This window comes from Xanthomonas sp. WHRI 10204, assembly GCF_040202875.1.
GTDB lineage: Bacteria > Pseudomonadota > Gammaproteobacteria > Xanthomonadales > Xanthomonadaceae > Xanthomonas.
This window is the reverse complement of record NZ_JBEGDW010000001.1, coordinates 1,205,291-1,220,350: the sequence shown is the minus strand read 5'-3', so window position 1 is coordinate 1,220,350 and position 15,060 is coordinate 1,205,291. Positions and strand designations below refer to the sequence as shown.

Annotated in this window: 10 protein-coding genes and 1 other RNA gene; 9 read left to right on the top strand and 2 right to left on the bottom strand. The window is 64.4% G+C overall.

Annotation, left to right across the window (positions count from 1 at the left end; translation table 11 throughout):
• The first annotated feature begins 385 nt into the window (after nt 1-385).
• The 9 genes from mfd to ABQZ00_RS05255 all read left to right on the top strand — a co-directional run bounded on the left by mfd (nt 386) and on the right by ABQZ00_RS05255 (nt 13,268).
• Nucleotides 386-3,853 (top strand): transcription-repair coupling factor, encoded by a 3,468-nt coding sequence (gene mfd, locus ABQZ00_RS05295; RefSeq protein WP_323539337.1) that lies wholly within the window; start codon nt 386-388, stop codon nt 3,851-3,853.
• A gap of 451 nt (nt 3,854-4,304) precedes the next feature.
• Entirely contained in the window at nt 4,305-4,634 is a 330-nt protein-coding gene (locus ABQZ00_RS05290; protein WP_115513439.1) for an STAS domain-containing protein, read from the top strand.
• 18 nt (nt 4,635-4,652) lie between these two features.
• Nucleotides 4,653-6,671 (top strand): chemotaxis protein CheA, encoded by a 2,019-nt coding sequence (locus ABQZ00_RS05285; protein ID WP_323539338.1) that lies wholly within the window; start codon nt 4,653-4,655, stop codon nt 6,669-6,671.
• Between the two features lie 66 nt (nt 6,672-6,737).
• A complete protein-coding gene (locus ABQZ00_RS05280; RefSeq protein ID WP_323539339.1) occupies nt 6,738-8,891 on the top strand; it encodes a methyl-accepting chemotaxis protein in 2,154 nt (717 codons plus the stop codon).
• A 10-nt stretch (nt 8,892-8,901) separates the two neighbouring features.
• Entirely contained in the window at nt 8,902-9,417 is a 516-nt protein-coding gene (locus ABQZ00_RS05275) for a chemotaxis protein CheW (protein WP_323539340.1), read from the top strand.
• Nucleotides 9,418-9,442: 25 nt separating this feature from the next.
• Nucleotides 9,443-10,726 (top strand): EAL domain-containing response regulator, encoded by a 1,284-nt coding sequence (locus ABQZ00_RS05270; protein WP_323539341.1) that lies wholly within the window; start codon nt 9,443-9,445, stop codon nt 10,724-10,726.
• A 4-nt stretch (nt 10,727-10,730) separates the two neighbouring features.
• A complete protein-coding gene (locus ABQZ00_RS05265) occupies nt 10,731-11,537 on the top strand; it encodes a CheR family methyltransferase (protein ID WP_323539342.1) in 807 nt (268 codons plus the stop codon).
• On the top strand, nt 11,534-12,661 hold the full coding sequence (locus ABQZ00_RS05260; RefSeq protein WP_055849789.1) for a protein-glutamate methylesterase/protein-glutamine glutaminase: 1,128 nt from the start codon (nt 11,534-11,536) through the stop codon (nt 12,659-12,661). Before ABQZ00_RS05265 ends, ABQZ00_RS05260 begins: the two co-directional genes overlap by 4 nt.
• Before the next feature lie 286 nt (nt 12,662-12,947).
• A complete protein-coding gene (locus ABQZ00_RS05255) occupies nt 12,948-13,268 on the top strand; it encodes a hypothetical protein (RefSeq protein WP_115554217.1) in 321 nt (106 codons plus the stop codon).
• Between the two features lie 4 nt (nt 13,269-13,272).
• On the opposite strand, the gene ABQZ00_RS05250 is transcribed toward ABQZ00_RS05255, so the two are convergent.
• Nucleotides 13,273-13,348: non-coding RNA, sX9 sRNA (locus ABQZ00_RS05250), on the bottom strand.
• A 112-nt stretch (nt 13,349-13,460) separates the two neighbouring features.
• Nucleotides 13,461-15,023, bottom strand: coding sequence for a phospholipase D family protein (locus ABQZ00_RS05245; protein WP_323539393.1), 1,563 nt, complete (start codon nt 15,021-15,023; stop codon nt 13,461-13,463).
• Nucleotides 15,024-15,060: the final 37 nt, after the last annotated feature.

The window sequence follows — 15,060 nt, the reverse complement described above, 5'->3', positions numbered from 1 at the left end:
TGTGCATGGTTCAAGCCAGGCGCGGTGAGCGGTGCTATTGACGGCCTACCGAACCAATACTGGGCCCAAAAAAGCCGCCTGCGGTCTGATGACCCTCCTCAGACGACCGACCAACGTGCTGGCGCGGTGTGCTTACCGATTGCGGGACCGTGTGGCGGCATGGATGCCGCCACCGAGCCTACACGGACGGATTCACGGCGTGTCCCGCAAACGGTGAGGGCACCGCGCCTTCGACCCGCTCAGCGGTTGCTCCAAAATCGGCCGGTCACCAGAACGGCAGCGGCAAGCCAGCAGAACTTGGCGAAGCTCTCCGCGCACGAGCCAACACCAGCTTTCACGCCAGATGGACCGGGCACTGCGGGCGCTCTGATAAAATCGCGGACTGATGCCGCAGCCTACCTATCCCTCGCCGCCGCTGCCCAAGTCTGGCCAGCTCCGCGCCTACTGGCGCTCTCCGTCTTCTCCGACTGCACTGGCTTGGTCGATCGCCCGCGCTGCCGAAGCGCATGCCGGCCCGCTGCTGGTGATCGCCCGCGATAACCAGAGCGCGCACCAGATTGAGGCCGATCTGCACGCCTTGCTCGGTGAGCACGCGACGCTGCCGGTGGTGCCGTTTCCCGATTGGGAAACCCTGCCCTACGACCAGTTCAGCCCGCACCCGGAAATCATCAGCCAGCGCCTGGCTGCCCTGCATCGCCTGCCCGGCCTGAGCAAGGGCGTGGTGATCGTGCCGGTGCAGACCCTGATGCAGCAGCTGGCACCGCTGAGCTACATCGTCGGCGGCAGTTTCGATCTCAAGGTTGGCCAGCGGCTGGATCTGGATGCGGAAAAACGCCGCCTGGAAAGCGCCGGTTACCGCAATGTGCCGCAGGTGATGGACCCAGGCGATTTTGCGGTGCGCGGCGGGTTGCTCGACGTGTTTCCGATGGGCGAATCCACGCCGCTGCGCGTGGAGTTGCTGGATGAAGACATCGATTCGATCCGCGTGTTCGACCCGGAATCGCAGCGTTCGCTGGACAAGGTGGACGCGGTCAAGATGTTGCCCGGCCGCGAAGTGCCGATGGACGATGCCAGCGTCGAACGCGTGCTGGCCTGCCTGCGCGAACGCTTCGACGTGGATACCCGGCGCAGCGCCTTGTACCAGGATCTCAAATCGGGCCTGGCGCCGTCAGGGGTCGAGTACTACCTGCCGATGTTCTTCAACAAGACCGCTACCTTGTTCGACTATCTGGACACGCGTGTGCTGCCGCTGGTGGCCACTGGCGTGTCCAACGCCGCCGATACGTTCTGGGCGCAGGCGCAGAATCGCTACGAACAGCGCCGCCACGATGTGGAGCGCCCGCTGCTGCCGCCGGACGAGTTGTATCAATCGCCGGATGCGCTGCGCGAGCGGCTCAACAAGCTGGCGCGTATCGAGGTGTGGGCCAGCGACCATGCGCGCATCGACGAGGCCGCCGCGCTCGGCGACCAACCGCTGCCGCCGTTGCCGGTTGCCGCAAAAGACGCGCCGGCTGGCCAGGCACTGGCCTCGTTCCTGAGCCACTACCCGGGCCGTGTGCTGGTCGCCGCCGATTCGGCAGGCCGCCGCGAAGCCTTGATGGAAGTGCTGGCCGCCGCCCAGCTCAAGCCGGATGTCGTGGCCGATGTGCCCGCCTTCCTGGCGGCAACCAAGCTGCGTTTCGGCATCACGGTGGCAGCGCTGGAAGACGGTTTTGCGCTGGACGACCCGCAGATTGCGTTGCTGACCGAGCGCCAGCTATTTCCCGAGCGGGCCAACCAACCGCGCCGCACGCGCCGGGTCGGGCGTGAGCCGGAAGCGATCATTCGCGACCTGGGCGAGCTGTCCGAAGGCGCGCCGATCGTGCACGAGGATCACGGTGTGGGCCGCTACCGCGGGCTGATCGTGCTCGATGCCGGCGGCATGCCCGGCGAGTTCCTGGAAATCGAATACGCCAAGGGCGACCGGCTGTATGTGCCGGTGGCCCAGCTGCATCTGATCAGCCGTTACTCCGGTGCGTCGGCCGAGACCGCGCCGCTGCATTCGCTGGGCGGCGAGCAATGGACCAAGGCCAAGCGCAGAGCCGCCGAGAAGGTGCGCGACGTGGCTGCCGAACTGCTGGAAATCCAGGCCCGCCGCCGCGCGCGCGCCGGCCTGGCGCTGCAGGTGGACCGTGCGATGTACGAGCCGTTTGCAGCCGGATTCCCGTTCGAAGAAACCACCGACCAGCTTGCCGCCATCGATGCCACGCTGCGCGATCTGGGCAGCAGCCAGCCGATGGACCGCGTGGTGTGCGGCGATGTCGGTTTCGGCAAGACCGAGGTCGCGGTGCGCGCGGCATTTGCTGCGGCCAGTGCCGGCAAGCAGGTCGCCGTACTGGTGCCGACCACCCTGTTGGCCGAACAGCATTACCGCAATTTCCGCGACCGCTTTGCCGATTACCCGATGAAGGTGGAAGTGCTTTCGCGCTTCAAGAGCACCAAGGAAATCAAGGCCGAGCTGGAGAAGGTCGCCAGTGGCGATATCGACGTCATCATCGGCACGCACCGCTTGTTGCAGCCAGATGTGAAGTTCAAGGATCTGGGCCTGGTCGTGGTCGACGAGGAACAACGGTTCGGCGTGCGGCAAAAAGAAGCGCTCAAGGCGATGCGCGCCAACGTGCATCTGCTCACGCTCACCGCCACGCCGATCCCGCGCACGCTCAATATGGCCATGGCCGGGTTGCGCGATCTGTCCATCATCGCCACCCCGCCGCCCAACCGCCTGGCGGTGCAAACCTTCATCACCGCCTGGGACAACACGCTGCTGCGCGAAGCATTCCAGCGCGAGCTCAGCCGTGGCGGTCAGCTGTACTTCCTGCATAACGATGTGGAAAGCATCGTGCGCATGCAACGCGATCTGTCCGAGCTGGTGCCGGAAGCGCGCATCGGCATCGCGCACGGGCAGATGCCCGAGCGTGAGCTGGAACGGGTGATGCTGGATTTCCAGAAGCAACGCTTCAACGTGTTGTTGTCGACCACGATCATCGAATCGGGCATCGACATTCCCAACGCCAACACCATCATCATCAACCGCGCCGATCGCTTCGGTCTTGCGCAGTTGCATCAGCTGCGCGGCCGCGTGGGCCGTTCGCATCACCGCGCCTATGCGTATCTGGTGGTGCCGGACCGGCGCTCGATGACCTCCGATGCAGAAAAGCGCCTGGAAGCCATCGCCTCGATGGACGAGCTGGGCGCAGGCTTTACCCTGGCCACGCACGATCTTGAAATCCGCGGCGCCGGCGAATTGCTCGGCGAAGACCAGAGCGGCCAGATGGCCGAGGTCGGTTTCAGCCTGTACACCGAGCTGCTGGAGCGCGCGGTGCGCAGTATTCGCCAAGGCAAACTGCCCGATCTGGATGCCGGCGAAGAAGCGCGCGGCGCCGAAGTGGAGCTGCATGTGGCCTCGCTGATTCCCGAGGATTACCTGCCCGATGTGCATACGCGCCTGACGCTGTACAAGCGCATTTCCAGTGCACGCGATACCGATGCCTTGCGCGAATTGCAGGTGGAGATGATCGACCGCTTCGGCTTGCTGCCGGATCCGGTCAAGCACCTGTTTGCGATTGCCGAGCTCAAGCTGCAGGCCAATGCGTTGGGGATCCGCAAGCTGGATCTGGGTGAAAACGGCGGGCGTCTGGTGTTCGAAGCCAAGCCATCGATCGACCCGATGACCGTCATCCAGATGATCCAGAAGCAGCCGAAGATCTACACCATGGATGGCCCGGACAAACTGCGCATCAAGTTGCCGATGCCCGAAGGCGCAGACCGCTTCAACGCTGCACGCGGTTTGCTGGCCGCACTGACACCGGGCTGAAGCGCAACGCTGCATTTAGCGGCGTCGCAACAGACTCGACAGCACCACACGCCATGCACGCAGGTGAGCACCACCTGTGTGCATGGCGTGCGCGCGAGACGTCTCCGATATCGCGCCAATCTGCGTCATACGCAACGGGCTCGCAGCCCTTGCCCTTGCTCGATGCGCACTGCTCCGCCGTGTTTGAAACACGCGCATGTTGTCCCGGGACTGTCCAGGACAAACGCCTTATGAGCCTGCTTGCGACAAACCTGAGCAGTTAATTTCAGAACTGCTAGAAGATTTCACATTTACGTCATTCGACTGAATTTGGCCTAAATATTCCAGCTAGGCGCCGATACCTGCATAGACCGGCATGACCCTGTGTGCAGAGCACGCCACGCAGATCCATGTCACCGCGACCTTCTCCCCGCGTCATCGCACCCAACGTGCGCCATCGCTTGAGGCACCCATGAACACTCCATCTCCCGATCTGCCCGCGCCGTTGACGCTTGCCCTTGAGGGCGAGATGACGATTCGTCGCGCCGCCGAACTCAAGCCGCTGTTGCAGCCGGCGTTGGCGCATCCGGGTGGAGTGCATCTGGATCTGGCGGCAGTGAGCGAAATCGACACCACCGGCCTGCAATTGCTGCTGGCCACCAAGCAGGCGATCCAGGCCGATGGACGGCCGTTTTCGCTGACCGACTCCAGCCGTGCGGTGGTCGATGTGATCGAACTGCTCGGCCTGCTCGAAGCGCTGTACCCGCATGCGGTTGCCGGCCTCGGCGAACAGATTCACTAACGGACGGGTGACGCGCGCATGGACATGAACCAGCTGATGCAGACCTTCCTGGCCGAGAGCCGGGACCTGCTCGAAGACATGGAACGGCATCTGCTCGAAGCCGAGCGTGGCGAGTCGTCGCCGGATGCGGTCAATGCGATCTTCCGTGCCGCGCATACCATCAAGGGCTCGGGCGGATTATTCGATCTGCCGCAGCTGGTCGGCTTCACCCATGTGGTGGAAAGCGTGCTCGATCTGGTGCGCGATGAAGCGCTGACGTTGAGCTCGGAACTGATCGGACTGCTGCTGGTGTGTTGCGATCATATCCATGCATTGGTGGAGACTGCCGCCGACCCCAGTCATGCCGATGCGGATGCGCTGGCTGCCGAAGCCGACCCGTTATTGGCGCAGCTGCAGACCTATCTGCAAAGCAGCGCCTGCGGCGTCACCGCTGCCGCCATCCAGTACAGCACGCCTGAAAAACAGAGCGGTTACTGGCGTATTTCGCTCAAACTTTTCGCCGACGCACTGCGCTTCGGCAACTCGCCGCTCAAGCTGATCCGCAATCTGCGCGGCCTCGGGTCGGTAGAGTCGATCGGCACCGACTACAGCCAATTGCCAAAGTTCGAAGACCTCGACCCGGAAGCCAATTACCTCGGTTTCCAGATCCTGCTACGCAGCGATGCCGACCGCGCCGCGATCGAAGAGGTGTTCGAATTCGTCCGCGACGATTGCGATCTGGATATCGCCGCAGTGCCTGCACCAGCCGATACAGCCACGCTGCTGATCAGCGAGCCGGTGGTTGTCGCGGTGCCGGTCAGCGTACTTGCCGCCGTGCCAAATGGCGCAAACGCCGCATCGGCGCCGGCCCGCAACGCACCCGACGCGGGCGGCCGCAACAGCGATGCGCGCTCGATCCGTGTGGATGCCGACAAGCTCGATCGCATGATCGATCTGGTCGGCGAACTCATCATTGCCGTCAGCAGCACCAACGCCAACGCGCAGCGTACCGGCGATGCGCAACTACTGGAATCGGCCTCGATCCTGGCCGGCCTGGTGGAAGACGTGCGCGAAAGCGCCTTGCAGCTACGCATGGTCAAGATCGGCGGCACCTTCAGCCGCTTCCAGCGTGTGGTGCACGATGTGGCGCGCGAACTCGGCAAGGACATTGCGCTGGTGGTGGCCGGCGAAGACACCGAACTGGACAAGTCGGTGGTGGAAAAGATCGGCGACCCGCTGACGCATCTGGTGCGCAACGCGATGGACCACGGCATCGAGCCGGCGGACGTGCGCGTGGCACACGGCAAACCCGCACGCGGCACCGTGGGCCTCAACGCGTATCACGACTCCGGCAGCATCGTCATCCAGATCACCGACGACGGCGGCGGCTTGAACCGCGACCGCATCCTGGCCAAGGCGCTCGAGCGCGGCCTGATCGAACCCGGCCGCCAGCTCAGCGACCGCGAAGTGTTCGCGATGATCTTCGAACCGGGCTTTTCCACCGCAGAAAAGGTCACCAACCTGTCCGGCCGCGGCGTCGGCATGGATGTGGTCAAACGCAACATCACCGCCCTGCGCGGCACGGTCGAGATCGACAGCGCTGCCGGGCTCGGCACCACCATCTCGGTGCGCCTGCCGCTGACGCTGGCCATCATCAACGGCTTCCAGGTGGGCGTGGGCAAATCCGTGTTCGTGGTGCCGCTGGATGTGGTGGAGGAATGCGTGGAGTTCACGCCCGACTACGCCAGCGACTACATCGACCTGCGCGGCAGCGTGCTGCCGTATGTGCGGCTGCGTGAACTGTTCGCCCTCGGTGGCAGAACCCCGGCACGCGAAAGCATCGTGGTGATCCGCCAGGGCGCACAACGCTTCGGCCTGGTCGTGGACACCTTGCTGGGCGAATGGCAGACCGTGATCAAGCCGTTGTCCAAAGTGTTCGCACAGGTCAAAGGCATCAGTGGCTCCAGCATCCTGGGCAGCGGCGATGTCGCGCTGATTCTGGATGTGCCCAGCCTGATTCAGCAGTTGCATCCCAACCAGGACGCGCTGGCGGCCTGAGCATTCGCAGTTTCGCTCCTTACAACCCGCCTCGTTCGTTGTTACCTGACCCCAGGAACTCTCGCCATGTCACACCGTCTTCCGATCGCCACCCAGTTATGGTTCACCGCCGCGCTTGCGGTGGCCCTGCCCGTCCTCGTGATCGTCGCCGGCTTTGCGCTGACGCTGTCGCATGCAGCCCTGCTCGGCGCCAGCATCGTTGCAGCACTCATCAGCGGTGCTCTGCTGATGTGGGCGATCCGCATCGCCAGCGGCGCGCTGGACCTGGCCACCACCACGCTGGACGCCTTCTCGCGTGGCAACTTCGATGTCGCCCTGCCGCAGACACGCGACGAGCATGCCGGCGACGTGCTGCGCGGCTTGCGTAAAGTGCAAAGCGGCATCCGCCACGTCAACGACGAGATCAATCGCGTCTCGCGCGAACACGATGCCGGCGAAATCGACGCACGCATCGATGTGGCGCGCTTCGACGGCGACTTCCGCACCATGGGCGATGGCATCAATCGCATGGTCGCCAGCCATATCACGGTGAAAAAGCAGGCGATGGCCTGCGTGGCCGAATTCGGCCGCGGCAATTTCGCCGCCGAGCTGGAACGCCTGCCAGGCAAGAAAGCCTTCATCAACGAGGTGGTGGACCAGATCCGCGGCAACCTCACCGGCATGGTCACCGAGGTCAACCGCATGTCGGTGGAACACGATGCCGGCGATATCGACGTGGTGATCGACACGCAGCGCTTCACCGGCGACTTCCGTCGCATGGCCGAAGGCATCAATGCGATGGTGGCTGGCCACATCGCGGTCAAGAAGCAGGCCATCGCCTGCGTCGGCGAGTTCGGCCGCGGCAACTTCACCGCACAACTGCCGTTGCTGCCGGGCAAGAAGCGCTTCATCAACGACACCATCGATCAGGTGCGCGGCAACCTCACCGGACTGATCGCCGAGATCAACCACATGTCGGCCGAACACGAAGCGGGCGATATCGACGTGGTCATCGACAGCACCCGCTTCGATGGCGATTTCCGCAGCATGGCCACCGGCATCAACGAAATGGTTGGCGCACATATTGCGGTCAAGAAGTTGGCGATGGGGGTGGTGGCCGAATTCGGCCGCGGCAACTTCGATGCGCCGCTGGCGCAACTGCCGGGCAAGAAGGCCTTCATCAACGACACCGTGGAGCGCGCGCGCAGCAATCTGCGCAGCATTTCCGAAGTCATCCAGGTCATGGGCGCGATGGCCGACGGCGACCTCACCCACACCGTGGAAGGTCGCTACGAAGGCGCATTCGCCGACATGCAGCGCTACGTCAACACCACCATGACCCGCTTGACCGAGATCGTCGATGAGGTCAACCGCAACGCCGAAAATCTGGCCAGCGCGTCAGAACAAGTGAGCGCCACCGCGCAAGCGCTTGCACAGGCCGCCAGCGAACAGGCCGCAGGTGTGGAAGAGACCAGCGCCTCGCTGGAGCAGATGACCGCTTCCATCGCGCAGAACACCGAAAACGCACGTGTCACCGACAGCATGGCCGCCAAGGCCGCCAGCGAAGCGGCCGACGGTGGCGACACCGTGCGCGCCACCGTGGTAGCGATGAAGGACATCGCCAAGAAGATCGGCATCATCGACGACATCGCCTATCAAACCAATCTGCTTGCGCTCAATGCGGCCATCGAAGCGGCGCGCGCCGGCGAGCACGGCAAGGGCTTTGCGGTAGTGGCAGCGGAAGTGCGCAAGCTGGCTGAGCGTAGCCAGATCGCCGCGCACGAGATCGGCGAAGTGGCCGGCTCCAGCGTGGAACTGGCCGAAAGCGCCGGCCGCGTGCTGGGTGAAATGGTGCCGTCGATCCGCCGCACCTCCGACCTGGTGCAGGAAATCGCTGCAGCCTCCGAAGAACAGACCGCCGGCGTCAGCCAGATCAACACCGCGGTGGGTCAGTTGAACCAGACCACGCAGTCGGCCGCCGCCAATGCCGAAGAACTGGCCGCCACGTCCGAGGAAATGAGTGCGCAGGCCGAGCAGCTGCAGCAGCTGATGGGCTTCTTCCGGCTGGGCACGGGTGGCCGCAGCGCTGGCTCAGGCAGCAAGAGCGGCCCGCGACGCGTGGTGCAGGCCAGCCACTCCACGGCGCTCAGCGCACCGGCACGACGGACCAATGTGCGTCAGATCGGCATGGTGGCGGCAACCGCCGATGCCATCGACGAGTCGCAGTTCGCCAGCTTCTGAGGTGCACACCATGCAAGCGCACAACACCGCCAGCAGCACCGCACCGTCGCCGACGGCACCGCAGCAATACCTGACCTTTTTATTGGGCGGGGACATGTTCGGCCTGGGCATCCTCGGGATCAAGGAGATCATCGAATACCGCACGCCCACCGACGTACCGATGATGCCGCCGGCACTGCGCGGGGTGATCAATCTGCGCGGCGCAGTCGTGCCGGTGGTGGATCTGCAGCAGCGCTTCGGCCGCGACGCCAGCGCGATCACCAAACGCAGCTGCATCGTGATCGTGGAGATCGCACAGGGCGATGCGCACCTGGTGCTCGGGTTGCTGGTGGATGCGGTCAGCGAAGTGCTGGAGATCGCACCGGGCGATATCGTCGAGCCGCCCAGTTTCGGTGCCGGTATCGCACGCGATTTCATCCAGGCCATGGGCAAGATCGGTGAGCGTTTCGTGATCCTGCTCGATGCCGATGCCGTGCTGGGCCGCGATGCGCTCGCCCAGCTCCCCGCCGCCCCAATGGCGGCCTGACTTACGCATGCACGCAAGGATTCCCATGCGCCCCGCCCTTCTCTCCTGCAACTGCACGCTCACCGGCCCGGTGCTGGTGGTCGACGACAGCGTGGTGCAACGCGAACACGCCATGGCCTTGTGCCGCCAGCTCGGCGCCAGCACGGTCGATGGTGCCGTCGATGGCCACGCTGCGTTGGCCTGGCTCGTCCACGCCAACGCGCCCTCGCTATTGCTGATCGACCTGGAAATGCCGGGCATGGACGGTGTGCAACTGCTCGATGCGCTGGCGCGCGGCCAGCACAACGTGCCGGTGGTGGTGGTGTCGCAACGCGGCGGTGCCCTGATCGATGCGGTGATGCAGCTCAGCCGCAGCGCCGGCGTGCGTGTGTTGGGCGGCATCGAAAAACCGATGAACCTGCAGGACCTGGCCACCGTGCTGGAATGCGAACCCGAATCCAGCGCCAGTGTGCCGACCTTCGTGCAAGCGGCAGTTTCGCCGTTGATGTCCAGCGGCGGCGCGGCGGCCTCGCGGCTGGATCGCGCGATGCGGCGCGGCGAAATCCGCGTGGCGTATCAACCCAAACTCGATCTGAAAGACGGCCGCTTGCGCGGGGTCGAAGCACTGGCGCGCTGGCGTCGCCCGCAAGGCGACATGATCGGGCCGGACCGCTTCATTCCGCTGGCAGAGCGCGAAGGTTTGATTCACGCCCTGACCCAACAGGTGATCGACAAGGCGATTGCGCAGCTTGTGGATTGGCGCAGCGAAGGCTTTCAGTTGACCCTGGCATTGAACCTGTCGCCCCGGCTCCTCGGCGAAGCGGATTTTCTCGAACAACTGTGCGCCAAGCTGAGCGATAACGGCTTGCGCCCGGCGGACCTGGTGCTGGAACTCACCGAAAGCGCCATCGTGGAACCGGCCAATGCGTTGAGCATGCTCGCGCGCCTGCGCCTGCATGGCTTTGGGTTGTCCATCGACGATTACGGTACCGGCTTCTCGTCGCTGCAACGTCTGGCCAGCATCCCGTTCACCGAACTCAAACTGGACCGCAGCTTCGTGCAGGCCGCGCATCGTAGCCGCAGCCAGCGCACCGTGCTCGAATCCACGCTGGAGCTGGCGCATCGCCTGGACCTGACCGCCGTGGCCGAAGGCGTGGAAACCCCGGACGACTGGCGCCTGCTGCGCGAGCTGGGCTGCGATCTGGCGCAAGGCTATCTGATGGGGTCGCCGATGCCTGGGCCGATGCTGTCGGACTGGTGGCGCGAACATGCCGTGCGCATCGCCCGATTGAGCGACAACATGCTCCCCAGCGATGCGGATGTGGCCTGAGCCGATGAATACCGCCACCGCCATCACCGAACAAGAGTTCGGGCGCTTCCAGCGTTTCATCTTCGAAGCCGCCGGCATCAGCATCTCGTCGGGCAAAAAAGCCATGTTGTGCGGCCGCCTGGGCAAGCGTCTGCGCGAACACCAGTTCAGTAACTACACGCAGTATCTGCAGTTGCTGGAAAGCCGCCAGGACCGCGAGGAAATCCAGACCGCGATCGATCTGCTGACCACCAACGAAACCTATTTCTTCCGCGAGCCCAAGCACTTCGATCTGTTGCGCAAACTGGCCGGCGAGCATCGTGGCGGGCTGCCGTTCCGCTGCTGGAGCGCGGCCAGCTCAAGCGGCGAAGAGGCCTACAGCATGGCGATGGTGCTGGACGATACGCTGCAAGGCCGCCCGTTCGAGGTGGTCGGCACCGACATCAGCACGCGCGTGCTGGCCAAGGCGCGCACCGGGCATTACGCATTGCAACGCATCGACGGCATTCCGCAGTCGTATCTCAAGCGCTACTGCCTGCGCGGCGAGGGCGAGTATGCCGGCACCCTGTTGGTAGAACGCCGCCTGCGCGACCGTGTGCAGTTCGTGCATGCCAACCTCAACACTGCACTGCCGGCATTGGGGAGCTTCGATGCGATCTTCCTGCGCAATGTCATGATCTATTTCAATGGGCAAACTAAGCGCGAAGTCATCTTGCGCGTACTTGCCACCCTCAAATCGGGCGGGTATTTCTGCATTGGGCATTCCGAAAGCCTGAGCGAACTGGACATCGATCTGGTCCAGGTGGCACCTTCGATTTTCCGCAAGGCATGAACCAAGGATCCACCGTGTCCACAGCGTTCAATCGCCCCGTCACCAATCCCAACACCATCAAGGCCATGGTGGTCGACGATTCGGCGGTGGTGCGCCAGGTCCTGGTGGGGGTGCTCAACGACGCCCCCGGTATCGAGGTGATCGCCACTGCCGCAGACCCGCTGCTGGCCATCGAAAAGATGCGCCAGCAGTGGCCGGATGTCATTGTGCTGGACGTGGAAATGCCGCGCATGGACGGCATCACCTTCCTGCGCAAGATCATGAGCGAGCGCCCCACTCCGGTGGTGATCTGCTCCACGCTCACCGAAAAAGGCGCGCGCGTGACCATGGATGCGCTGGCCGCCGGTGCGGTGGCGGTGGTGACCAAACCGCGTCTGGGCTTGAAGCAATTCCTCACCGATTCGGCCGACGAGCTGGTCGCCACCGTGCGCAGCGCTGCACGCGCCAACGTCAAGCGCCTGGCCGCGCGCGTCACTGCCGTGCCGCTGGAAGCGGAGGTCAAACACACCGCCGACGTGATCCTGCCGGCGCAAAGCGGGCGTGCGCTGTCGCAAACCACCGAGCGCATCGTTGCCATCGGCACCTCCACCGGCGGCACCCAGGCGCTGGAAGAAGTGCTCACGGCCCTGCCGCGCGTGTGCCCTGGCATCGTGATCGTGCAGCACATGCCGGAGAAATTCACCGCCGCCTTCGCCGCACGCCTTAACGGTCTGTGCCAGATCGCAGTGAAAGAGGCAGCCAACAACGATCGCGTGATGCCGGGGCGCGCGTTGATCGCACCGGGCGGCAAACATCTGCTGTTGCGCCGCAGTGGCGCGCAATATTTCGTCGAAGTACTGGAAGGCCCGCCAGTCAACCGGCACCGCCCGTCGGTGGATGTATTGTTCCGCTCTGCCGCGCGTGCGGCCGGCAGCAATGCGCTCGGTATCATCATGACCGGGATGGGCGACGACGGCGCCGCCGGGCTGCTGGAAATGCGCCAGGCCGGCGCGCGCACGGTGGCGCAGGACGAACACACCAGCATCGTGTTCGGCATGCCCAAGGAAGCGATCAAGCGCGGCGGTGCGGACCGCATCCTGCCGCTGGGCGCGATGGCGCGGGAGATCGTGACGCAGCTGCAGTAGGCGCGACCCCGCAAGAGTACCGGCACTGCCGGCAGCCCGCGGGCATCGACGTGGCAGACGAACGTGCGCAGGCACCACCCCACAGCGCACGGAGACTGCGGCAAGCGCGGTATCCCGGCGCCCGCCACGCAGGCCGTGTCTTCCAACCACAGGCCACACCGCCGCTGTATTGGCATGCAGGGCAACCTAAAGATCCGCCGTCGCTGCCGCTAACTTGATTGAAGACCCAGCATTGCGCGGGTCACCCGAGGCAGCGGTATCGCCGTCCCGGGACCGGAGGTGCAAGATGACGACGCGCGATCTCAACGACGGTCTGTTTATCGATCCGGTCAGTGTGGACTCGGTCATTGTCGACCCCGTGATCGAAGCAGGCGCCAACATCCGCTGTGCCGCATTGGTAGCACCCGCTGCCTATGGCATCGACGACGCGCACTGCGACCAGCCACATCTGCAACAGTTGCCGGCCATGCATTGCCCACAAGCAGAGCTTCGCCCCGACTGGGCACAGGCGCGTGCAGCCCTGCTCGCGCCACCCGATGCGCATCGCGCCGCTGGCGATGCGCAGGCGAGCGTGGAATACAACGCTCTGCGTCACCGCCTGCACTAACAGCGGCAACACCACGTAGCGAGCCATCGTCAGCTGGGTGTGGAAAGCGCGCTCATGACCGGCATGTACGCGTGGTACATGCCGTAGCGAGCGCCGGACGCGCCCTCCTGGCGGTGAGCGGAATCGTTTGTCAGCCGCAACACGTCACCGCCAACGTTCGACATGCGCTACTCGCGCATACGCCGGCAAGTCTTACAGCTGCGAATCCAACGGCAGCCACCCAAGCATCTTCGCCGCACTCCGGCGCCAGACACTGGCCTCCGGCTCGCGTGTCCAGATGCGCGGCGGCTGCGCGGCATCGTCGTGCCAGCGCAGCGCGCCCTGCTCCAGGGTGACCCGGTAACTCACCGGCGCACTGACCTTGTGGTTGTACAGGCGCTCGAGCTCGGCGGTGACGGTGCGGTCTTCGAACAGCAAGCCCATCTCGGTATTGAGATTCATCGAGCGCGGGTCGAGATTGAACGAGCCGATGAAACCGCTGGTGTCGTCCACTACAAACGCCTTGGTGTGCAGGCTGGCGCCGCTGGACCCGAACAAACTCCCGTCCGGCTTGCCCATCGGCTTGAGCTCATGCAGGCGCACGCCCTGTTGCAGCAGCGGTATGCGGTAATCGGCATAGCCGCTGTGCACGGCCACTACATCGTTTGCCGCCAGCGAATTGGTCAGGATATTCACGCGCACCTGGTGCCGACGCAGATCGCCGATCCAGCGCATGCCCTCATCGCCCGGCACGAAGTACGGCGAGATCACCTTCAACTCGCGCTGCGCATGCGCCATTTCGCCGATCAACACCGGCGTCATCCAGTCCGCTTGCGGCTCCGCGCCATCGGCTTTTTCCGGCGGGTCGGACACGATGCGCGCATGGGCGAGCCAATGCACCGGGCGGTCGCCCTGCATCAAGGCCTGCACGCTGGGCGACCGGCGCAAGCGCTCCACATACGGATGCGCGCGTGCCGACGCCATGCCGGCATCCAGGCTGCCACGCAGCGCCGCCAACGCCTGTGGCGTTGCGGTCACCAGCGCGGCCAGCGGCAAGGCGTTCGGGCTGTTCCAATAGGCATCGAAGTTGCGTTCGGCCTGCTGCACCGTCGGCCCCATCACGGCCGCGTCCATGTCCATGAAATTGGTATCGCGCGCGGCATCGAAATATTCGTCGCCCACATTGCGCCCGCCCACCACCGCAATGCGTCCATCGGCAATCCAGGCCTTGTTGTGCATGCGTCGGTTGATGCTGAACATGCGCAGCACCATCTCTACGCCGCGCATCAGCGTGCCTTCGCGCGCGCGGGTGGGATTGAAAAGGCGGATCTCGATCATCGGGTGGCTGTCGAGCGCCGCCAATACCGAATCGCTGCCGTGGATATTCATGTCGTCCAGCAGCAACCGCACCCGCACACCGCGGTCGGCCGCGCGCAGCAGCTCGTTGTGCAACAGATTGCCGGTGAAATCGGCATGCCAGATGTAGTACTGCAGGTCCAGGCTGCGCCCGGCCGCACGCGCGGTGAGCGCACGCACCGCAAACGCATCGATATTGTCGGACAGGATCACCATGCCGGTCTGTTTGGCATGCGCGTGCTGCAACGGCGCAACCACCCGGTCGATCGGTGTCGCCACGGCGGTCGCCGGTAACGCGTGACTCACCGGGCCGCGTTGGCGATCGGCAAAACGGCCATAGCCGTACAACGACAGCGCGCTGCCCAGCACAAACACCAGCATGCCGATGCCGGTCCATTTGAAGACGTTACGCTTGGTCACTGCCGGGCCCGGAATTGCCAGCGCGGCAGTGTAGATG

Excerpts from the sequence above, each read along its gene's own strand:
- ABQZ00_RS05290 (WP_115513439.1), top strand. The coding sequence starts at position 4,305 with ATGAACACTCCATCTCCCGATCTGCCCGCGCCGTTGACGCTTGCCCTT.
- ABQZ00_RS05255 (WP_115554217.1), top strand. The coding sequence starts at position 12,948 with ATGACGACGCGCGATCTCAACGACGGTCTGTTTATCGATCCGGTCAGT.
- ABQZ00_RS05265 (WP_323539342.1), top strand. The coding sequence starts at position 10,731 with ATGAATACCGCCACCGCCATCACCGAACAAGAGTTCGGGCGCTTCCAG.
- ABQZ00_RS05270 (WP_323539341.1), top strand. The coding sequence starts at position 9,443 with ATGCGCCCCGCCCTTCTCTCCTGCAACTGCACGCTCACCGGCCCGGTG.
- ABQZ00_RS05260 (WP_055849789.1), top strand. The coding sequence starts at position 11,534 with ATGAACCAAGGATCCACCGTGTCCACAGCGTTCAATCGCCCCGTCACC.
- ABQZ00_RS05280 (WP_323539339.1), top strand. The coding sequence starts at position 6,738 with ATGTCACACCGTCTTCCGATCGCCACCCAGTTATGGTTCACCGCCGCG.
- ABQZ00_RS05285 (WP_323539338.1), top strand. The coding sequence starts at position 4,653 with ATGGACATGAACCAGCTGATGCAGACCTTCCTGGCCGAGAGCCGGGAC.
- mfd (WP_323539337.1), top strand. The coding sequence starts at position 386 with ATGCCGCAGCCTACCTATCCCTCGCCGCCGCTGCCCAAGTCTGGCCAG.
- ABQZ00_RS05275 (WP_323539340.1), top strand. The coding sequence starts at position 8,902 with ATGCAAGCGCACAACACCGCCAGCAGCACCGCACCGTCGCCGACGGCA.